The following is a 21,861-nucleotide window of genomic DNA, read 5'->3' as shown; positions in this document are numbered from 1 at the left end:
TACCTTTAACGCTAAGTATTTCATGGATAGATCCTTTTCCCTGAGGATACCACCAATACTAAATTGTCTTCAAGATTTTTTCCAGATTGCTTCCCAATTTTTAAATTCTGTCGGTCGAACATAATAAGTTGCAAAATTACCTTCGTGGAGGGACAACAATTCTGTGTCAACAGTTTCAATGAATCTCTGCTGATCTATCAGGGGAAGGGCTGCAGCTTTCCTGGCTATCAATTTCCCAGCTTCTTTCGGAGGTATAGCGTTTGCAACTATTTCAGTAATAAGGCTACGAATATCATTTCTATACCTGATTCTGAAGGGGTCCGGTTCTCCTAATGACTGGCGTAAAGATGCATAGCGAAGTGCGGAACGTTCATATGCCCACATGTAAACATCTTTTAAAAGTTCAACGCGATTGAGCTCATAGACTCCTAGTGTTCCCATTATATAAATATCATTAGGCACATCAACAAATGCCAGTGGAGCAAGGTTATATCTGTTTAATGATAAATTCGCCGCAAGGCGGGAAACCCGTTTATTTACATCGTCAAAAGGCTGGAGGTAAGGCAAATGTACCATTACAAAAAATGACTGTTCAAAAGGGTCTTTAATTTCCCTTGCCTTTTCAAGTATGATTTCAAACATTTCTTCAATACCCTGTGGAATCGCCAACGGGGTAAACACTGAATTGCTGATACCTACGCCAAATGTCCGCAATCGCCCTCTTGCTCCGGGATCCGGCAATAAGTTATTGGACAACAAAGCGTGCAGATTAGTTATCGTATAGCGATTGTATCCGATATCCTCAGTGGTTTGGACCATAAATTCAATTGCATCCTTATGATTGAGTATCATTTGAGCTTCTGCAGCTGATTTTTCGTCAGCAAGTTTTCCGAGAGAGATCAATTGTTGCGTATCTAACAGGCTGTATGTATTTCCCTCAAGGCGGCTAGAGTTCCATGATAGATCTATCAACAGGCGTTGCAGAATTTCTTTAGCATATGTGCCTGCGGGCTGGTCCAATCTTGCTGTCTTTCCTAGCGTGGCGAGTTTACGTTTGTCTTCCTCAGTAAGATAACTATCAATATTAGGGCGGTATGAAAGTAAAAAATCACGCTGATATCCTACAGGATAACGGGTATTGGTCGGTCGGGAAATAATCTCCTGTATTTCTTTTCCTCCTTCTGATAATGGGATAGTATTATTTGCTAGACCACCATTTTGCTTCTCGACAGCTGGAGTGGGAATTAAATGATACAGCCGGGCTTTAGTTTTTCCAGAAGTAGTAATTATTCCTTCATCTATCAGTTTTTCCAAACGTCTTTGTAAAGTCCGGAGTTCTATGTCTATATCCAGCGCATTTTTTATCATCTCAATGGTTGCGCCATCCCCGAAACTTTCAAAGGCTTTTCTAATAAGTTGTAATTCCTTAAGAATCTGAGCTTGACTTGTTTTGGACATATATTATAGATTACGACAAATTTACGACAAAAAAATAGGTTTATTGTCGTAAATAATATTTTTATGACATAAAAAACAGGATCAATGGTTGGACAAAACTCTTGGCGAGAAAACCCATTTCTGAGTTTAATTACGACAAAAAACTGGAGAAATTGTCGTAATTAAATTATTGAAAATCAGAAGTATTATTTCAAAGACTCCTTCATAATTCACTATATATCAAATGAATAAAAAAGAACACGGATAAGAAAAATGAATGATAATGGCATCCGATAGATTCGAACTTCTTCATTAATTTCAGGTCGCAAAAGTTCTTTACAAAGAATAACAAAACGCATCATTTTGTACTGGTGCCCTATTCGGTGCCCCATGTCCAAAACGGTCAATAATATATTGATAATCAGTCATTTGAGACACATTTCGAATATCCGGTTCACTAAGGTGCGACGAGAGTTGCGCTTTTTTTATGCATATAATCTTACTGGCAGCGCGTTTCAGCGAAATTAACACATTAAAGTATATCAATCTATATCAAGGTGTTCGGGACCCTATCTTCGTGGGCACCAACCAAAATGGTGTGTTTTGTAACCTTTAGAAAGAGCGATCTTAAGTTCTATTAATGGCAGCCAATCAAAATTTAGCCATTCCTTTTTCCCTTAAAAGGGGTAAAATCACCTGCGAGAAAAAGAGAAAAGCATATGAATTTGACCCAATTCCCTCGCCCGAGAAAAAAAACTCCTTGAAAAGGAAGATTTACCGGCTTGCCGGAAGTAGATGTCAGGTCATTCCTGCATTAGCGTAAAATTACATAGGGATCAGTGCCGCAGTGGCCCGCAATTTATCCATCAAAGGCATAATAATTCCAAGATGAAAAGTTTACTTTTTTGTAAATAGTTTACATAATTGTAAATTATTTACATATCTTTAGATAGTAAATAAGTACTGGATGATAGATGCACCATTGAATGTACGACTTAAAAATCTGAAGACGGGAGAATTGGTTGAGGCTGTCATTGAACCCGTCGTAGTAAAGGATTTTACCTTAATAAAAAAAAGTAAGGACAGATTCGATAAGTTTGATTGGAGTAAATATAAAAAGAAAGAGGTTTATAAACTAAGGTTGAAAGAGGATGATTTGATAGTGGGACTGCTCTGCTTAATTGACCACGACGATCCAGGAGTAGATGCAATCGAAATTGAGTTGTTGGAAGCTTCAATTGAGAATATAGGTAAAGGAAAAACGTATGATCAGATTGGGGGATGCTTAATTGCCTTTGCCTGTAGAGAATCATTTAAAAGAGGGCATGGAGGTTGTGTATTTCTTACTCCTAAAACATCATTAATTAATCATTATGCCAGTAAGTATGGCTTTAAATATGAGCCAATCAGGACACATGGCAGACCTAATGGATTTATGGTTCATTATGAAGAAGGTGCCCGAAAAATGATTACTGATTTTTTATAGATGAAATAATTGTTCGATAATAGTTAGCATTCCTAATGCATGGTGTTCCCAGTTTTTAAATAATAAACCGTCTGTCAATATGAAATCGAAGAAAGAAACAGAAAAAAAACATACTCCAAAGGAAATAGCGGAATCCATTGTTTTCCCCATGTCAGCAGATGCCAATGAACGCAAAGAGATGATATCGGCTTTTAGTGAAATTCGAAAAAGGTATAAAGAACAACAATCTGAAGAAAGCAAATTAATAGCCAACTTACTTCAGTTAAGATTCTTAATTGAAGACTATCTGAAAGCAAATAGCTTTAATAAGGAATTATATTTTGGATATTTCTTGAAGGAATATATTGTCAGGTTAGAAAAGAAAAACAAGCAATTTGCAAATGAAATTGATGTGGATCCAACTGAATTAAGCCAAATCATTAATAGACATAGAAAGCCAACAGATAAGATTATATATAGGCTGGAATTACATTCAAACAGAAATTTTCCTGCTGTTATGTGGTTTAAGCTATTGGAAAAAGAAAGAGAATATGAACTAATGCATAATAGTGCTATCATTGAAAGTGAAAAAAAATATGTGAAAGAGCATCTGCCTTTTTCTTTTTAAGCATTTCACAAATCATTATAAAATGCAATCCTTTTAATAGCTACTAGTCTCCATAAGCGTTTTTCATAAAAACTGATCTTTTATAAGTGTTTTTCCAATCTTATAAGCACTTTTCCAAAAAGATGTCTATTTATAAGCGTTTTTCCAAAATGCCAGAATGAATTTGCGAAGATAAAACGGATATATTCTACGCACTCCATACGTAGAATATATCCGTTTTTAGCTGGATGTTATTATGATTTACTCCAAATGGCTTTTCAATTCCTGAACGCCAAAGGCTTTATGAAAATACCAACTACTTTGTATTGCCTGACTCAAATAAATTCAGGAAATTTGAAACAGAACAGCAGATGTAATAAACCACATTTCCGGCAGATCATCCCAAAGACCCAAAGCAATTGTGTATCCTTAGCCGGACCTAAAGCAATTTATTAACCTTAATATACTATATGCCCGCAATTTGTTATTGGTGTAGCATTAAAGGAACTAGTGTTATATCAAACCCTCTAGGAAAACAGGATCATCCATTTGGTTGCTGCTATAACTGCCATGTCCTGGCTTGTGGTTACCACGCTGTCAGAGATAATGCAGCGAAAGAATTTGTCTGCTTTGATTGCGATAAAAACAACCTTTGTAAAATGGTAGCGAATATCGCCGGCGTGGCCGATAACAGCTTTACTGTTAGAATAAGCATTTCTCCGCACGATATCCTCTTAAAATTATTAAAAGAATTAGGCCTTTCAGGCCAACTAATTCTTCCCCAAAACTTTCCAACTGATGTATCAACCTTCTACGAACAGCGCCCTGGCTATAAGGTGTGGTTTGATAAATTTCAGGTCAATGACTTCAGCAATCAATCATTTACCAGTCAACTCATCAATTCCGGAGTTGCCTACGATACCAGGTTAGTTTTAGAAGAGCTACCTTACCATGCAAAAGGATTGCTGATAGCAGCTGCCATTATCACGGATCATATGTACACCGGGAGCCTTCGGGAAGAGCAACCTGAATTACTGTTAGATCTGGCAAAGGCTTTACATAAACTGCAAAAATAACAATGGCCTCAGAAATAATAATAACCTCAATGCCGGATTATAAACTCCAACACCGCACTGATTTAAAAGGACAGGCTGTAAAAAAATTTGAAGCCCATTTTTCCAGCACTGTAAATGGGGAAAAAATTCCTGACAAAGACATTACCGGCTTTTTCCGGGTTTCCTGTGGCCCCTACTCTGCCTGTGTAAAAGGGAAGCCGTACAATGGTAATGATGTAATTTTTGTAAATCCTGCAGTAATAGACGTAGCGGAAAATGCAGCGGTTACCAGTGTTGAAAGGATTTCTTCGGGTGAGTACGTCAGAAATAAAATCAAAGAAGATACAAATGAGAAAATGGCTTTTTACGGTTTTCTCATTGCACTATCAGGACTTGGTGTTGATTTAATTATTGGCTTTACAAAAATTGAAAATCATTTTGCCTGGCTTAAAGAAAACATACTATACATTACTATATTGTCATTTATTCTAAAAGCAATAGGACTATTCCTCGTTTACATAAAAGGCATACGGGAATGGAAGTAACATAAATTACGAAGTCGCTTTTGGCGTATAAGTTATATTTGTCCGCTTCTCCAGTAAGGATACCCCGAAAAGCACTACAAATATCACCAGTGTTAAACTCATCTCAAACCAGTATTCATAAGGTTTAACCCATATCTCATTCAGGATATTCCACCTTCCCATGATCTCTATGAAATTCCAGAATATTACTACTGTTGGGATGGCGTATCGGATGGCATATCCCATTTGTTTTATCCTGAATAAATTGCGGATCAGGAATAGTGACCATAACAATGATCCGAAGGCAATCAGGTATGTTACGGGATGACGATCTCCAAAAAAGGTATGATCATAAGAGAATAACAATACCAGGTAGAATGTCCATAATAACGCTATTAATTCTACTGTTGTAATAACGGCAAAGTTCTTATGTGCCTTAATGGGTTGATTACGGGGAACAGGTATCCGTAAACGTTTCTGTAACCAGCAGAAGAATACACATCCTGTTTTTGTACTGAACAGGTAATGTAAAATCATGATTACAAGAAATCCCGCGGAAGCAGGCATGATCAGGTATTCAGGTTTGGTGACTACTGCTCCGTTTTCGATGAGGGGTTGTACATTGTACCGGTGTGCAATGTAAACGAAACCAAATTCTATCCAGCCTGTCCAAATGAACAAGCCGGCAAATAATCCGGCAAATGTGCTTTTATTCTCCGTTTTCAGCTTGCTGCCGAAGATAAGGAGCAGTAACCCTGCGAATCCAAGCAGGAAGGCTGCCAGGTACACATGTTCATGACCAAAGGTTTTCTCCATTACAATCATCAAAGCATGCCCAAGAGGCATAGTGAACAAAACGATCAGGAATCCGAGCAGCCCCGTGAATCTTGTCAGGTATTTCATTTTTATTTATTTACGCTGATAGAATAGACGGGGCGATGAGTGGAGTAATTCATCTATTGGAGTATTCCGCCTTCGGATGTAAAAGTAATGTATTTGTCAGAAAATTGTAATGGATTTATAATTTGTCATGATATATTTTATAAAATCTTTAAGATTTTGAAGCACCCGAAGCTGCTATATCATTCTTTATCTTCTCCCGGTGCTGCATTCCCCACCGGGTCATCGCCCCAACAACTTCTTCGAGCGTATGACTGTAAGGCAATAATTCGTACTCAATGCTAACCGGATAGCCCACAGAAACCTTTTTTACAATAAAACCGTTCAGCTCCAGCTCCTTTAACTCATTTGAAAGAACCCGCGCAGAAATTCCTTTGACTTGTCGCTGAAGTTCGGTAAATCTGTTATTGCCCCTCGCCATAGCAATTATTATCATCAGTTTCCACTTACCGCCAATGGCATATAGCGCGTCGCTAACCGCCGCCAGTATTTTGCCACATTCCTCTGTAAATTCCTTGTTTACTGCTTGTTTGTCATTTGCTTCCATAATCGATATTATTCAGATTAGTTCCTAACCTTTAGGTAACAACTAATAAATAGTAAGCAAGTGTAGGGTAATTTTGTCAAATAAAAATAAATCAAGGCGGTTTTGCCATTATTAATTTTAAAGGACAAAAATCATGACATTAGAAACTTTAAGAAGCAAAGAAGAATTAAGAGATCTGGTAGATGCTTATGCCACTTTGGGTGACGAAAAAAAGATTTCGGAACAAATGACCTTACTTATGCCGGACGCTAACTATACAGTTTACATGAACGGCGTTGAGGTCGCCAATACGACCGGAACTGATAAACTGGAAAAAGAATTTAACGGACACGCTGCCCTTGTAAAAACCTATTTTACATTGAATGGACAACATACGGTAAAAATAGATGGCGACACCGCAACAGGCGTTTCATTTTCACAAATTAAGATGATAAGGGAAACTGACGGAAAAAATATTCTTACAGATTATAGCGTCAGATATGATGATGAGTATGTGCGCCAAAATGGAAAATGGTTCATCAAAAACCGTATCGGTCACTTCATCATCATAGAGGCAAGACCTGTTTCGTTATAAAGTATTGCATGATGTTAAATAATTCAGGATAAAATATGGGGGCTTTCTGTTTCGGCAGGAACCTCCTTTCATCCATGCCCCTCTCAATGATCCCTGTTCATCCCCGCCATCTTCAATGCACGCCTATATCTCGCAAAAGACGGTCCTGTTATAAATCCGATATTCAACTGGACCCTGATTCCATTATACCTTCTCTAAACCTCCTATATAAGGATGATATTTAGATGTCCATACATACTTAGCAGAAAAATCGTAAGCCAGGCGTTTCCCCACCCGTGTAAATATCTCCGCTCCGGCTTCCAATGCAAAACGCTTTTGCGAATAATCCGTTGCATCTATATCAGCCATACTACCTTTAATTTTTATCAGTGTTGTATTGACTGCACATAGGGACGCTGTTTACCCTGATATTAGTGCCCTGCATGTATATGATTATTGATGGGTGGCGGTGAAAGTGAATAGGGCTTTTTCCATGAAATGATTTTATTCATCCGTATAACATGGTTTCATATATAGAAGACCATATTCCTGTGGCTCCCTTTTTTGATTTTTTCCACACCTAAAAAATATATACCATTTCATAATTATATTTATAATCTGAATATACATCTATGAACTGGCTTAAAAACCTGGTCGGCAGAGTTTATGCTTTATATGTACTGATTATTTTCACCATATTTATGCTGATTTTCCTGCTCCCAATGTGGTTGGTATCATTCTACTCCCTGAGAATCCGCGTACGCAAATTTGTCAAATCAGGCCGCCTCTGGTGCCGCCTTATGATGCCGCTGATCGGCTGCCCTGTCCGCACCAAAGGCCGCGAAAATTTCGCCCCCGGACAGACCTACATCATCGTCTGCAACCACAACTCCTTTATGGATATCCCTGCCACCTATGCCGGCATCCCGGGCACTCACAAAAGTCTGGCGAAAAAGGAAATGGTAAAAGCCCCCATCTTTGGTATTATGTACAAGATAGGCAGTGTGCTGGTAGACCGCAAAGACCCTGTAAGCCGTAAACATAGCTTTGTGGAAATGAAAGAAGTGCTGCAGAATGGTATGCATATGCTGCTGTATCCGGAAGGCACCAGGAACAAAACAGGTCAGCCCCTGAAGGAGTTCTATGACGGGGCATTTTCGCTCGCTATTGATACTAAAAAGCCGATTTTACCTACTGTCATATGGGGAACTAAAGAAATTATGCCCCCCGGAAAGACTTTCTTTGCCTGGCCACATGCTATCAAAATGGAATTCCTGCCGCCTATATCGACCATTGGATACACCATGGATGATGTAGAAGAGCTAAAGGCCAAGGTATTCCAGATCATGTGGGAACATTATGAAAAAGGGAGGTTTCTGTAGAAACCTCCCTTTTTCATAATGTTATAAATCATAGAACGTTCGGGACCTGTTAATCCTCAGATCCCTCAGAATACCTGCCTTCGGACTGATCGTAATACTAAACTGACGATAAGTACCAATTGGAATCAAATTAATTGACATCTGCCAACAGTGCAAATCACGGGAAATATACATATTTGTATACCCCAGCGCATGATTGATGAAGTCATAACCACTGTTCACTCCTATCTTCCACTTTGGCGTCAGGCTGAAGTCACCGCTAAAAGTCAGGTACTGGTAGAAGCTTTTCACCACCCCCCCTGAATCCGCTGAGATCGTATTACTATAAGTAAGGCTATAAGATAAATCCAACTTCCACGGAATATCAAAGTCTACATATTCACCCGGATTCTTTTTCACCGTAGCCAGCTGTCGCTGCTGTGCCTGGAATGCCGCATCCGTACTTTCTGCATTCTCTATATTATTAATCTGGTCCTGCTTGGCTTTCGCCTTCTTATCCGGTGAAGTCAGGGAAGTACTCAGGGCAATTGTCGCACTTGCCAGTCGGCCCGGGCTGAATTTACCTGTATTCCATACGTATTTGTCAATCTTCTTCCCCCTGTTATATACATAAGGGTCGATACTACCACTGGCCGTGATGTTAATTTTATCAAACAGGTTCGTACGGGCGTACAGACTGAAAGTAGACAATTTAAAACTGTCTGCCAGCAGGTTGTAGGAGCCGTTGAAACCAAAACCATCCAGGAGTTTGATCTTCTTCTCATGGTTTGCCGACGTATCCTTTTTCGAGAACACCTTCATTTCCAGGTTATTATCCAAGCCGAATGAGATGGACCCGGCTCTACCCTCCGAAGGCACCCCGACCGACGAGCTGGTAAAGTAAGATGCACGCTGGGAGGCACTATCCCTGTTATAATACAGGTTGTAATAAGCATTACTGGCCAGATCAGGTTGTGCACTGATACTCAGTGTCGGGCGCATCACATGGCGGATGGCCCTGACCTTAGACCCTTTCGGGAACACATACATACCATATATTGCCGTTGACAATGAAAGACTTGCACTCGCCTGGCGCGCTGCAAAGAATCCCTGCTGATAAATCGTATCCAGACCACCCAGTGAATCGACACTCACACGCTTGTTGGGATTCCATCTACGCTCCGTCTTTTTGGTATACCAATACTCTGCATAACTGATACCCGGAGACAGGGTAAAGTTTTTTAAGACAGGTATCGTAAAGGAGATTGGAATGTTCTGTTTCATACCTGACTGCAATGCATCCCACATCTTTGCCTTACCGAACACGGAATCCTTGAATGTCACGTTATTAGCCAGGACAGCGGTATAAGAAACACCCAGTTTGTGATACCATTTTGACTTCCCGACCAGTTCCTTTGGCTGGAAGGGGTACTGCGTATTCACATTGAAAGTGGCAGATGGGAAGGAAATAGACACATCACGGGTAGTCAGGTTCTGAGAGTGTGTAAGGCCCGATGTAAAGTTGTACGGCTTACCCTGCCAGGTTTTTGAGAAGCTGATAGAGGATCCGATATTATTGTTCACACGGGTAGCATAATCGTATACGTTGTAAGTATTATAGCTGGAGGTCCCAAAGTTCACGTTAGCGCCAAAGTTCACACCCGGTCTGGCCTTACTGTCCATACTATGGTTCCAGGTAACCCTGAAGTCACGAGAGCGGCTAAACTCGGACTTTACCGAAGGATCGCCGAAACGGGTATTGGCAAAGCTAAGGGTCATACCACCATTGTAATGGTAGCGCTTGCGGTAGGTCGGACTGGCAGTGAGCGACCAGCTACCATAGGAGTAGATGTCTCCCCGCATGGTGAGGTCAAAGTGCTCGCCCAGACCTAAATAGTAACCTCCATTCTCCAGGCCCATCCCCTTCTGGGCGTTCACAACATAGCCTGGTACCAGGATACCGGAACGCTGTCCCTGGGTGATCGGGAAAATGGCAAAAGGGATGAATAATGGTGTGGGAATACCTTCAATTTCCAGGTTTGCCGGACCGGAAATAACCAGTTTGTCAGGAATTACCTTGATCTTTTTAGCCCTGAACTGGAAGTGGGGCGTATCCAGGTTACAGGTAGTGTAACCGTTTTTGAAACCAAAGATGCTATTGTCAGGCAGGCGTTTGGTCTGCTCGCTATGCACATAGCCTTCTCCGTACTGGGATTTGGTATTATAGATTTTTGCTTTCTTGGTCTCCATTGCAAAGCGCAGGGTATCGGAATCGAATTCCTGTCCACCGTCTTTGAAATGCGGGCGGCCGAACGGCTTACCGGCCGTATCCAGCGCGGTAGTGGCTTCCATGATACCTGTTGCCTGCAGGTAGGTCATGCGTTCTGCTGTAACCTCCATCGTTTTATATTTGGTATTGGCAGTGCCATACATATAAAACTTTTTGTCTGGTATCACCAGGATGATAGAGTCCTTCGCTTTGTAAGCAACTGGCGCATCCAGGCTATCTTTGGAGAGCTTAGGGCCATGCAGGCTATCTATTCCCGTGGTGTCCGTCGAAGAACCAATGGTATCGATACGGGTTGGAAGCGGTGTATCAGTTTTTGCCCGTTCAGGCGTTTTTATAGCAGGAGTGGCTGTATCCGCCCCTTTCGGCACGGTATCTGCGAAAATATTTGAGGACACAGTGAAATTGGACCTCGGCGAGGCCAAACTGGTAAAAATTACAGGAACGGCAATTAATATTCCTCCAAATACCAGGTATATCTGTCTCAAAAACTTTTTATAATTATTTTTGTAACTCGGGTGCATGTGTTAAGTGGGCACAAACCTACAAGTTTTTGTACAAATTATTGTCAATTGTAAAATGAAAAAGAGTGCTGCTTGATATTATTTAACACCTTATATTAGGACGAAAGACGGATTTTAAACGATGAATTACTTGAGAAAAACCAAGAACTCCCTGTAAATTACTGACTGTGGGAGGTACCGGACAATACAAGTTTACTGTGTGGACCCCGGCCCCGTTGGAAAAACTCGATTGTAATTCGCAATTATTTTTTTATTATGACTAACGCCCATTAAATTAAAATAAAAACTGAGTCATGCGCTGGAACCGATTTTGGATTTTTTTAAGTTGTGCAACATTTTTTGGAAGTTTATTTCTTTACGCCAGGAACAAACCTGAACCAGCAGGCAAAAAACAAAATCCGCCCCTAAGGACTATCGTTATTGATCCGGGGCATAGTGCTACTACGCCGGGGGCAAAAGGAAAATTTTCCACGGAGGAACAGGTAACACTGGATGTAGCCCTTAAGCTGGGCAAGCTGATCGAAGCCAATATGAAAGATGTACGGGTGGTGTACACCAGAAAGACACCCGCTGCACTGGCAGGCTCGCTGAAGGCAGACCTGAATGAAAGAGCCAATATTGCCAACAGGGAAAAGGGAGACCTTTTCATTTCTATTCACTGTAATTCTGCAGGACCTACTCATAAAGTAACCGGCTACAAGACAGTCATGGTGAAGAAGGGGAAGAAGAAAGTGGCCACAAAGCGACCCATTTACTCGACCTCTCCCAGCACTGCAGAAGGTACTGAAACCTATGTATGGGCTACGGGAAAGAACAATGCCAAGACAGAATCCCTGCGTGAAAGCTCCGTTATCATGCTGGATGCTGAATCGGAAGGAGCCAATTCTGTGCTGGATATGTCTGACCCGGAAACCTTTATTCTGCTGAACACCTTGCGTAACGCCTATTTTGACCAGAGCCTTCGCCTCTCTTCCCTGATTGAAGATCAGTTTACAGAGGTAGGCCGCATCAGCCGTGGTGCCCGTCAGCGTGACGAAAAAGGTATCTGGGTACTGCAGGCGACTGCTATGCCAAGTGTGCTGGTGGAATTGGGCTTTATCTCCAATCCACAGGAAGAAAAGTACCTGAACTCTGAAGACGGGCAGCAGGAAATGGCACTCTGTATCTTTAAGGCTATCAAGCGCTACAAGGAGGAACTGAACCGCTACGATGGCGACCACCACTCTGGCAGCGAGCAGCCCTCTACCCTGCAGAACAATGCCACTACTACCAAAAGCAAATCGGTATATAAGCAAACTGGCAGGGAAGTGGTGAGCAGCACACCCGTGCAGACAAGCAAGCAATCTTATGAGGTACAACTGCTGGTAACCGAAAAGACCTATACCAGGGGTGCTACTATATTTAATGGTATGCACGGTACCATCAGGAAGTATTCGTATGTAAAAGACAGTAAGAAATTAAATAAATACATCTGGGAAAATTTCCGGACCGAAGCTGAGGCCAAGGCTGCATTGCAAAAAGCAAAGCAGCTTGGCTTTCGCCAGGCCTTCGTGATTAATAAGGATGGCTCCATAGGTAGTTCAAAATCAACAACTCCCGTACAGTTGGCTAAAACTAAATCGGTGAGCAAGCCGCCTGACTATAAATATAATATACAACTCCTCGTCACAGATAAGAAATACACCCGCTCCGCCCCGATCTTCAGCAAATTGAACGGTTATATTAAAAAACAACCAGTGTCTATTAATAATAAGACACTTAATAAATATGTATGGGGCACTTTTGGCTCCCTGAATGAAGCAAGGTCTGCGCTCTCCCGCGCCAAGAAAGCCGGTTTCTGGAACGCCTTTATTATGGACCCTGAGCAGAACAGCCTCGCCCAACGTTAATTCTTTCCCACCCCCCCTATCCTTTTTAACCCCACGAACCTTTCCCCAACTTTTTTCCCAAACTGATCATTTCCAATACTTCACGTTATATTTACCTTTTTAAATATTAGTTAAAACAGGTGTGCTATTTGCAATTGAAAATCAGGAATTGATTGCTCGCATCCTTTTTTGATTATTTTTGCAAGAACGTATAACGTATTCACATGCTTAAAGTATCGAACGAAACTAAGGTTGGCATCCTGGCGGCAGTAGCCATCGCTATGCTGATTTTAGGTTTTAATTTGTTAAAAGGTAAAAGCCTTTTTTCGCATAGCAAGACTATTTATGCTGTATATACTCAGGTAAATGGCCTCCTGCCTTCCAGCGCCGTGCAGGTAAATGGCCTCGTGGTAGGTAATGTAGCCAACCTGGACGTAATGGATAACAATGCAGGCCGCATCCTGGTAACACTGACTATCAAGAAGAAAATTGATATTCCGCGCAATTCTGTTGCCCGCATCACTAGTGACCTGCTGGGTACCAAGACCGTACAGATCGCCTTTGGTAACGCGAACGATTATCTCAAAGACGGCGATACGGTGTATGCAGCCGTAGACGGTTCTGTAACCGATGCCCTGAAAGAACAGTTGAACCCATTGGTACAGAAGCTGGAAGGTACACTGGGCTCAGTAGACTCCGTACTGATGACCGTAAACTCCATCTTTGACACTACCACCAAAGGTAACCTCAGGGAAGCGATCGCGCACCTGAATGCCACTATGGGCAACTTTACCCGTACTTCCGCATCCCTGAATGGTATGCTGGATCCTAAACATGGTAATGTGTCTGCCACTTTCGACAACCTGGAAGCACTCACTGCCAACCTGAAAGCAAACAACGATAAGATCACCGCTATTCTGAGCAATGCAGAGAAAACAACTGCAGCCCTGTCTAACGGTCAACTGGATAAAACACTGCAGGAACTGCAGCAAATGGCTACACGCCTGAACGAAACAATTGCAAAACTGAATAGTACCGATGGTACTGCAGGTATGTTGCTGAACGACAAGAAGGTATATGTGAACCTGCAAAATTCATTGAATAGCCTGAATAAATTGTTGGAAGACCTTCGCGTAAATCCAAAAAGGTATGTACACTTTTCTCTGTTCGGTAAGAAGTCCAAACCTCAGCCCATACCATCAGATACTGCTACGGCACAATGATTTTAAACATGCAGCATTTAGCTAAAGTCGGGCTTATCCTCGCCGGGATCTGCCTTGGTAGTATATTCTCTGCCAGGGCACAGGATACCCCTCAGCAAAAGACTGATACCGGGAAAGTGATTCACATCATTCACGCTGACTCGTTGAATGTTGTAACGAAGAATGGGGTTTCGCTGAACCGATTTATAAACGATGTCATTTTCCGCCAGGGAAATACATTGTTCTATAGTGATAGTACATTTATTGACAAAGCGACCAATGTACTTGATGCCTACGGTCATATTCACATTAATCAGGCAGATAGTATTCATATTTACGGCGACTACCTTCACTATGAAGGTGAAACCAGGCTGGCCACCATGCGTGACAATGCCCGCCTGACCGATGGTAAAGTGACCATTTCTGGTCCTGAGCTGCAATACGACATGAATGCCAGGATCGGTACTTATACCAAAGGTGGTAAACTCGTAAACGGTACCAGTGTGCTGACCAGCCAGGAAGGTTTTTACTATGCCGATACCAAAGATGTTTATTTTAAAAAGAATGTATTGCTCGTAGACCCGGAGTATACCCTGACTACAGATACACTCTTATATAATACCATTTCCAAAGTGGCGACCATCGTAGCCCCTACTACGATCAATGATGGTAAGACCATTATGTACACCACTTCAGGAGATTATAATACGGAGACCGGGGAAGGTAACTTCGACAGCCGCCCAACCATTGAAGATAGCACCGCTACCATCACTGCCGACAGGATCATTATGGACAAAAGAACCGGAATGGCTTATGCCTACGGGAACATGGTTTATAGAGATACCGCGCAGAAAATGAGCCTGCTCTCCAACTATGGTACGGTGAACCAGGCGAAGAAAACCATACTGGCTACACAACATCCGCTCATGATACTGGAAGGTAAAACGGATACCTTATACCTGTCAGCCGATACCTTGTATTCTGCCATACTGGGGAAGGATAGTATCGTGGTGAAAAAGCCATTGAAAGATACCATTCCTGTTGTGCTGGAGAAACCTGTTGAGAAAGGAATGCCGGACCTGGCAAAAGCGGATAGTATAGCCAAAGCATTACCAGACAGCACTGCAAAGGCATTGGCAGATAGTATACATGCAATTGTAAAAACAGATAGCGTGGCAATACCCCTGGTAAATAATCCTCCTTTCCTTGATACAAAAAGTGACACCACTGGCAAAAAATTCCAGGAAAGCCTGCAAAAAGCCAATGGCCTGGTTGATCGTGAACGGGATAGCCTCATGAACATTACTGACACCGCGAAACTGGCCGTTACCAATCCTGCCCTTTCAAAAGAAGTAAGGGATAGCCTGGTGAAAGCTGGTCCTGGCGCATTGCAGTCCAAACCGGATACAGCTGCAAAAGATACAACAGAGATCAGGTACATCATGGCATGGCACAATGTAAAGATCTACTCTGATTCATTGCAGGGTGTGGCAGATAGCGTATATTATTCAACAAAAGATTCCATCTTCCGCTTTTACCGCAACCCGGTATTATGGGCAAACGGTACGCAGCTGAGCGGAGATACCATTCACCTCTATACGAAAAACCAGACTGCTGATAAAATCTTACTGACACAGAATAGCCTGATCGTAAAAGAAGTGGACAAGGATCTGTACGACCAGATCAAGGGAAACTTCATAACCGGCTATTTTAAAAACCAGACACTCGACTGGATGCATGTAGATGGCAATGCAGAGAGTATCTATTATGTACAGGATGATGATGGTTCTATTATCAGTGTGAACAAAACACTGAGTGGTATAATCAATATGTACTTCCAGGGCGGACAGTTGCATCACGTGAATTTCATCAAGGATCCGGAAGGTACGATGTATCCATTTGGGCAGCGTCCTATCGATCAGATGCAGCTACCGAATTTTAAATGGGACATCAAGCGCAGGCCAAAGACCAAATATGAACTGATGGGTGGTGCGAGCGAAAAGCAACCTGCAGCAGATACTACGACAGTAACAACTACTTTACCGTAAAATAACAAACGAATCTTCTGTCCTTTTTACATCAGGTACAGCGACATCCCTGCTACTGGCTAATTCTCCTTTTCAGGAGAGCCGGTTGCAGGGATTGTTTCTTTTATAGCTGTTAAAACACGTATTGCGCATTGCCTTTTCAAGACTGTTGGTCACCATTATTAACTGGCAGGTATACAGTAAGATAGCGGTTATGGCCGCCGGATATTTTTATTTATGCAAAAGATAGCTATCTCATCCGCGCAATATTCCGTATCTTGGCACCGTTATTGCGAAGCATTGCAAATAACCAATGAAAAAGATCCTGTTCATAGCCTTGCTCCTGGGGTTGTACTTTAGTAACACAAAGGCACAAACAAAAGGCAATCCGCAATTAGGTTTGCGCGCTGGCTTGCCATTTGGCGCTACAGTACGATACTTTTTCGACGATGCCAACGCAATAGAAGGCATCGCAGGAGCTTATTCCAAAACTTACACTGTCACCGGATTATACGAACACCACTTTGACCTGTCGGCGTTGACCACGCAAGGATTTGCATGGTTTATAGGCGGCGGGGCACATATGGGTAGCCGGACGGTGGCGGGAAATACAAAAGTAATTGGTGGTGTGGATGGTATTGCTGGTGTAGACTACACCTTCCCTACCCTTCCGCTGAACCTGAGTATAGATTGGAAGCCTGCAGTTCATTTTAATACTGATGATGACCTGACTGATTTTGCCATATCGATCAGGTATACGTTTGGAAAATGATTTATTGAAAACACCTTTATAAAGATTATTGAAATAACCTTTTTTTAAAAACCAAAAACAGATATGAAACAACTTGTGTTATTATTCAGCCTGTGTACCGTAATGGCATTTCAGGCTAATGCACAACGTCGCGGTAGCGCTTCAGACTACGAAAACGCGATAGGCGTAAGAGTAAATCCATGGGTCGTAGGTGCAACTTTCCAGCACTTCTTTACTGAAAATCATGCTTTTGAGGCACTGGCTTTTACCAATTACAACCGTCGTTCAAATGTAACTTTCACTGCATTGTATGAGTACCATTTTGACCTGGGCGATACCCCCCTCCGTATGTATGCGGGTGGTGGTGTACACTTAGGTATTTACGATCGCTGGGATTATGATCGTGACCGTTATTGGAACCACGGTGATGGTTCTTATGCATCTCCTGGTATCGATGGTATCATTGGCCTGGAATACAAATTCAACAAAATTCCGCTGGTGATCAGTGCTGACCTGAAACCATATGTAAACTTCGTAGGTGGTACACACCACATTGGCGAAGAGATTGGTGGTGCTTCGGCAAGGTTCACCTTCTAAGAGGGAATATACTTTATTAGTGAAAAAGCTTCTGTCGCTGACAGAAGCTTTTTCTTTTTTATATTTATAACTATGAAGATTTTCTCTGCGCAACAGATTCGCGAAGCAGATGCATATACCATCGCGCATACGCCCATTAGCAGCCTGGACCTGATGGAAAGGGCCGCGGGTGCATGTACAACATGGATTTGCAGGCACTATGCTGCTGACACCCCCATATACATTTACTGCGGTATGGGTAACAATGGCGGAGATGGACTGGCCATTGCCCGCCTGCTCAGAAACAGGGGTTACAATGCCCATGCATTTATACTGCACCATAGTGAAAAAGCTTCTGTGGATCATGTCGCTAACAGGGAGGCGCTGCTGCAAAAATACCCGGACGCCCTGCATGATATTCCAGACACAAATTCTATTCAGGCACCACCAGCGAATGTGCTGATTGTAGATGCCATACTTGGAACAGGACTCAGCAGGCCCACGAGTGGCTGGATAGCGGGTATTATCCAACAGCTGCAGGCATTGTATGCGACCCATACCATCATCGCCATCGACCTGCCTTCAGGCATGCGGGCAGATAGCTCTTCTGTGAACACGCCTGTGGTAAAAGCGCATTATACGCTGAGCTTTGAATTTTATAAACTCGCTTTTTTATTTCCTGAAAATGCGGGGTTGACAGGCGAGGTACATATATTGCCCATTGGCCTGCATCCGGATTATATCCGGCAGACTCCTACCCCATTTCATATCAGTGAAGCAACCCTCATCAAAAGTATTTACAAGCCCCGCTCTCCCTTTGCACACAAGGGTACTTATGGCCATGCCCTGCTCATAGCAGGCAGTGAAGGAAAAATGGGTGCAGCAATATTGAGTGCCAAAGCCTGCCTGCGCGGGGGTGTAGGATTGTTAACCTGTCATGTACCTAAGTGTGGGTATACTATCATCCAACTGGCCGTGCCACCAGCCATGTGCATGGTAGACGAGCAATACGACCACAGCTCTGGCTTTCAGACGGATACTTCAAAATATAAAGTGATCGGGATAGGTCCTGGTATAGGCACTGCGGCAGGTACGGCCTGGGCGCTGGAAAGACTCTTTGAACAATATCGTGAACCCATGGTACTGGATGCCGACGCCCTCAACATTATTGCGACCACGCCGGGATTGATAGACAAAGTACCTGCAGGCAGCCTGCTCACCCCACACCCTAAAGAATTTGAGCGCCTGTTTGGCAAAACAGCCAACAATAGAGCGCAACTACAGGTTTTATCTCACAATGCGATTGAAAAGCGTCTCTGCATCCTGTTAAAAGGCAGATATACAGCCATGGCGTTTCCGGATGGCAACATTTATTTTAACACAACAGGCAATGCAGGCATGGCAACAGGAGGAAGTGGAGATGTATTAACAGGTATTTTGACCTCATTGTTGTCACAGGGATATAGCTCAAAAGATGCGATGCTGATGGGCGTATATATCCATGGCCTGGCAGGTGACTATGCCGCTGAAACCCTCTCCCAGGAAGCAATGACGGCAGAAGACATTATAGACAATCTCGGCAAAACCTTTCTGGGCCTGCGGGAATAAGGTACTGCATCAACATACACCTCAAAAAACCTAGAAATAACGGCTTTTTCCTATCAGTTACTTATCTATTTCCCATCAGACAATTCTTAATGGAATAAAGTTTATATTTATAGAATTGTAAAAAATCACGTATATGAATATCGTTTACCTCGTTCCATGTTTTGGCTTGCTTGCCCTGCTATTTACTGCAGTCCGCAGTGCATGGGTATCCCGTCAGGATGCCGGCAATGAAAGGATGACAGAAATAGCCCGCTACATTGCAGAAGGGGCAATGGCTTTCCTAAAAGCTGAATACAAGATCCTTACCTATTTTGTAATTATCGCCGCTATCCTGTTGGGGATTATGGGGGCTTCCCACAAAAACTCTGACTGGACTATTGCCCTTGCATTTATCATTGGAGCTGTATTCTCTGCTACCGCTGGTTTCATTGGAATGAGAATCGCAACGAAAGCAAATGTACGTACTGCCCAGGCTGCACGTACCAGCCTGTCACAAGCCCTCAAAGTTTCCTTTACCGGTGGATCTGTAATGGGTATGGGCGTAGCCGGACTGGCTGTATTAGGTCTGGGTTCCCTGTTCATTATTTTGAAATCTTACTTTGGTGCAATTCCCAACACCGATGAGATGATCAAAACCATTGAAGTATTGACAGGCTTCTCACTGGGTGCGGAGAGCATTGCGCTGTTTGCACGCGTGGGTGGTGGTATCTATACAAAAGCTGCGGATGTAGGCGCCGACCTGGTAGGTAAGGTGGAAGCCGGCATTCCGGAAGATGATCCCCGTAACCCCGCTACTATTGCGGACAACGTAGGTGACAATGTTGGTGACGTAGCCGGTATGGGTGCTGACCTCTTTGGATCTTATGTAGCCACTGTACTGGCAACAATGGTATTGGGGAGCGAGATTGTATCCAACGACAAATTTGGTGGTCTTGGCCCGATCCTGCTGCCAATGATGATTGCAGGTTTTGGTATCGTGTTTTCTATACTGGCGACCGTTTTTGTAAGAATCTCCGAAACTGCGGGCCTGAACACCAGCACTGTACAGAAAGCGCTGAATATGGGTAACTGGGGGTCTATCGTACTCTCTGCTATTGCCAGCGCAGCGTTAGTTTACTGGATCCTGCCTGAAGGCTCGATTTACCTGAAACGTGATTATTTACCAGGAACAGGTGATTTACGTGAAGGGGCCAAAGCGATTACGCAGGGCGGTGTAGTGGGAGCGATCTTTGTGGGATTGGCAGTAGGTACGCTGATGAGTATCATCACTGAGTTTTATACTGCGATGGGTAAGCGTCCGGTGTTGACTATTATCCGGCAGTCTTCAACTGGTCATGCTACAAACGTGATTGGTGGTCTGGCTGTGGGTATGGAGTCTACCATGCTGCCTATCATCGTGCTGGCTTCAGGGATCTACGGATCTTATGCCTGTGCGGGTCTTTATGGCGTAGCGATAGCAGCTGCGGGTATGATGGCAACGACTGCGATGCAACTGGCCATTGATGCCTTTGGCCCTATTGCAGATAATGCAGGTGGTATTGCTGAAATGAGCGAACTGCCTAAGGAAGTGAGAGAAAAAACTGATATCCTGGATGCGGTAGGTAATACAACTGCTGCTACAGGTAAAGGTTTTGCGATTGCTTCTGCTGCACTGACAGCGCTGGCACTGTTTGCAGCGTTTGTAGGGGTAGCAAAAATTAACGGTATTGATATCTATAAGGCGAATGTACTGGCTGGCCTGTTCGTCGGCGCCATGATTCCGTTTATCTTCTCTTCCCTGGCAATCCGGGCGGTGGGCGAAGCGGCGATGAGTATGGTGGAAGAAGTGCGGAGACAGTTCAGAACTATTCCGGGTATTATGGAAGGTACCGGCAAACCTGAGTATGATAAATGTGTGGCGATTTCAACACAGGCTTCTATCAAGAAAATGATGGTGCCGGGGGCGATTGCGCTGATTACACCAATCGTAGTTGGTTTTGTGTTTGGTCCGGAAGTACTGGGTGGTTTCCTGGCAGGTGCTACCGTAAGTGGTGTACTGATGGGGATCTTCCAGAACAATGCCGGTGGTGCATGGGATAACGCGAAGAAGAGTTTTGAGAAAGGTGTGGAGATCAATGGAGAGACTTACTACAAAAAGTCTGAACCACACAAAGCATCTGTAACTGGCGATACCGTAGGTGATCCGTTTAAGGATACTTCAGGTCCTTCCATGAATATCCTGATTAAGCTGATGTCTATTGTGAGCCTGGTGATAGCGCCGACATTGGCAGATATACACCATACAGGACAGGCTGAGACTGCGAAAAAGCAACAAGTGAAGACAGAGCAGGTGATTGCTAAAAAGTAATTATTTGAAGTTTATTTTGAAAGCCCTGGCTACTTAGCCGGGGCTTTTTAATTATACAGTAATCGAAGAAGCGTCGAACAAGCATCGAACAAGCATCGAAGAAAGCTTATAGCGAGCTTATAGAAACCTTATAGAAGCACTAGCTAACCAGCTGGTTTTGATTTAATTATTAATTTATTTGCTGGAATTGAAAAACTCCTTACCTTTGTACTGTAATCATTT

18 protein-coding genes are annotated in these 21,861 nt (G+C 43.0%); 13 read left to right on the top strand and 5 right to left on the bottom strand.

Annotated elements, in window-relative coordinates; translation table 11 throughout:
- Nucleotides 1-69 precede the first annotated feature (69 nt).
- Nucleotides 70-1,458 carry a Fic family protein gene (locus ABDW16_RS03870; protein WP_343667834.1) on the bottom strand — a complete coding sequence of 463 codons (1,389 nt, stop codon included), beginning with the start codon at nucleotides 1,456-1,458 and terminating at the stop codon, nucleotides 70-72.
- Nucleotides 1,459-2,404: 946 nt separating this feature from the next.
- On the opposite strand from ABDW16_RS03870, the gene ABDW16_RS03865 reads away from it, so the two are divergent.
- From ABDW16_RS03865 to ABDW16_RS03850, 4 genes are all read left to right on the top strand, one after another.
- Entirely contained in the window at nucleotides 2,405-2,923 is a 519-nt protein-coding gene (locus tag ABDW16_RS03865) for a hypothetical protein (RefSeq protein ID WP_343667833.1), read from the top strand.
- A 79-nt stretch (nucleotides 2,924-3,002) separates the two neighbouring features.
- A complete protein-coding gene (locus tag ABDW16_RS03860; protein ID WP_343667832.1) occupies nucleotides 3,003-3,530 on the top strand; it encodes a hypothetical protein in 528 nt (175 codons plus the stop codon).
- Nucleotides 3,531-3,979: 449 nt separating this feature from the next.
- Nucleotides 3,980-4,585 (top strand): hypothetical protein, encoded by a 606-nt coding sequence (locus tag ABDW16_RS03855; RefSeq protein WP_343667831.1) that lies wholly within the window; start codon nucleotides 3,980-3,982, stop codon nucleotides 4,583-4,585.
- Between the two features lie 2 nt (nucleotides 4,586-4,587).
- Nucleotides 4,588-5,109, top strand: coding sequence for a hypothetical protein (locus ABDW16_RS03850; protein ID WP_343667829.1), 522 nt, complete (start codon nucleotides 4,588-4,590; stop codon nucleotides 5,107-5,109).
- Between the two features lie 6 nt (nucleotides 5,110-5,115).
- Here the strand turns inward: ABDW16_RS03850 and ABDW16_RS03845 are convergent, their stop codons facing one another.
- Nucleotides 5,116-5,991, bottom strand: a complete 876-nt coding sequence (locus tag ABDW16_RS03845) for a hypothetical protein (RefSeq protein WP_343667827.1) — start codon at nucleotides 5,989-5,991, stop codon at nucleotides 5,116-5,118.
- A 148-nt stretch (nucleotides 5,992-6,139) separates the two neighbouring features.
- Nucleotides 6,140-6,535, bottom strand: coding sequence for a helix-turn-helix domain-containing protein (locus ABDW16_RS03840; RefSeq protein ID WP_343667825.1), 396 nt, complete (start codon nucleotides 6,533-6,535; stop codon nucleotides 6,140-6,142).
- Between the two features lie 133 nt (nucleotides 6,536-6,668).
- Here ABDW16_RS03840 and ABDW16_RS03835 point away from each other — a divergent pair, with 133 nt between their 5' ends.
- A complete protein-coding gene (locus ABDW16_RS03835) occupies nucleotides 6,669-7,109 on the top strand; it encodes a nuclear transport factor 2 family protein (RefSeq protein ID WP_343667823.1) in 441 nt (146 codons plus the stop codon).
- A gap of 183 nt (nucleotides 7,110-7,292) precedes the next feature.
- On the opposite strand, the gene ABDW16_RS03830 is transcribed toward ABDW16_RS03835, so the two are convergent.
- Nucleotides 7,293-7,457 carry a hypothetical protein gene (locus ABDW16_RS03830; RefSeq protein ID WP_343667822.1) on the bottom strand — a complete coding sequence of 55 codons (165 nt, stop codon included), beginning with the start codon at nucleotides 7,455-7,457 and terminating at the stop codon, nucleotides 7,293-7,295.
- 263 nt (nucleotides 7,458-7,720) lie between these two features.
- Here ABDW16_RS03830 and ABDW16_RS03825 point away from each other — a divergent pair, with 263 nt between their 5' ends.
- The gene (locus ABDW16_RS03825) at nucleotides 7,721-8,470 is read left to right on the top strand and encodes a 1-acyl-sn-glycerol-3-phosphate acyltransferase (RefSeq protein WP_343667820.1); all 750 of its coding nucleotides are present in this window, start codon (nucleotides 7,721-7,723) and stop codon (nucleotides 8,468-8,470) included.
- 21 nt (nucleotides 8,471-8,491) lie between these two features.
- On the opposite strand, the gene ABDW16_RS03820 is transcribed toward ABDW16_RS03825, so the two are convergent.
- A complete protein-coding gene (locus ABDW16_RS03820) occupies nucleotides 8,492-11,134 on the bottom strand; it encodes a putative LPS assembly protein LptD (RefSeq protein WP_343667819.1) in 2,643 nt (880 codons plus the stop codon).
- Between the two features lie 419 nt (nucleotides 11,135-11,553).
- On the opposite strand from ABDW16_RS03820, the gene ABDW16_RS03815 reads away from it, so the two are divergent.
- From ABDW16_RS03815 to ABDW16_RS03785, 7 genes are all read left to right on the top strand, one after another.
- Nucleotides 11,554-13,149 carry an N-acetylmuramoyl-L-alanine amidase gene (locus ABDW16_RS03815; protein ID WP_343667818.1) on the top strand — a complete coding sequence of 532 codons (1,596 nt, stop codon included), beginning with the start codon at nucleotides 11,554-11,556 and terminating at the stop codon, nucleotides 13,147-13,149.
- Nucleotides 13,150-13,352: 203 nt separating this feature from the next.
- Nucleotides 13,353-14,351, top strand: a complete 999-nt coding sequence (locus tag ABDW16_RS03810) for an MlaD family protein (protein ID WP_343667817.1) — start codon at nucleotides 13,353-13,355, stop codon at nucleotides 14,349-14,351.
- A gap of 8 nt (nucleotides 14,352-14,359) precedes the next feature.
- On the top strand, nucleotides 14,360-16,378 hold the full coding sequence (locus tag ABDW16_RS03805; RefSeq protein WP_343667815.1) for an OstA-like protein: 2,019 nt from the start codon (nucleotides 14,360-14,362) through the stop codon (nucleotides 16,376-16,378).
- A gap of 292 nt (nucleotides 16,379-16,670) precedes the next feature.
- Nucleotides 16,671-17,129, top strand: coding sequence for a hypothetical protein (locus tag ABDW16_RS03800; protein WP_343667814.1), 459 nt, complete (start codon nucleotides 16,671-16,673; stop codon nucleotides 17,127-17,129).
- Nucleotides 17,130-17,192: 63 nt separating this feature from the next.
- Complete coding sequence (locus ABDW16_RS03795) at nucleotides 17,193-17,705, top strand: hypothetical protein (RefSeq protein WP_343667812.1); 513 nt, start codon at nucleotides 17,193-17,195, stop codon at nucleotides 17,703-17,705.
- 72 nt (nucleotides 17,706-17,777) lie between these two features.
- Nucleotides 17,778-19,292 carry an NAD(P)H-hydrate dehydratase gene (locus ABDW16_RS03790; RefSeq protein ID WP_343667811.1) on the top strand — a complete coding sequence of 505 codons (1,515 nt, stop codon included), beginning with the start codon at nucleotides 17,778-17,780 and terminating at the stop codon, nucleotides 19,290-19,292.
- A gap of 133 nt (nucleotides 19,293-19,425) precedes the next feature.
- Complete coding sequence (locus ABDW16_RS03785) at nucleotides 19,426-21,639, top strand: sodium-translocating pyrophosphatase (RefSeq protein WP_343667810.1); 2,214 nt, start codon at nucleotides 19,426-19,428, stop codon at nucleotides 21,637-21,639.
- Nucleotides 21,640-21,861: the final 222 nt, after the last annotated feature.

Source organism: Chitinophaga sp. (assembly GCF_039596135.1).
In the GTDB taxonomy this organism is placed as follows: Bacteria; Bacteroidota; Bacteroidia; order Chitinophagales; family Chitinophagaceae; genus Chitinophaga.
This window is presented reverse-complemented; position numbering and strand designations above follow the sequence as displayed.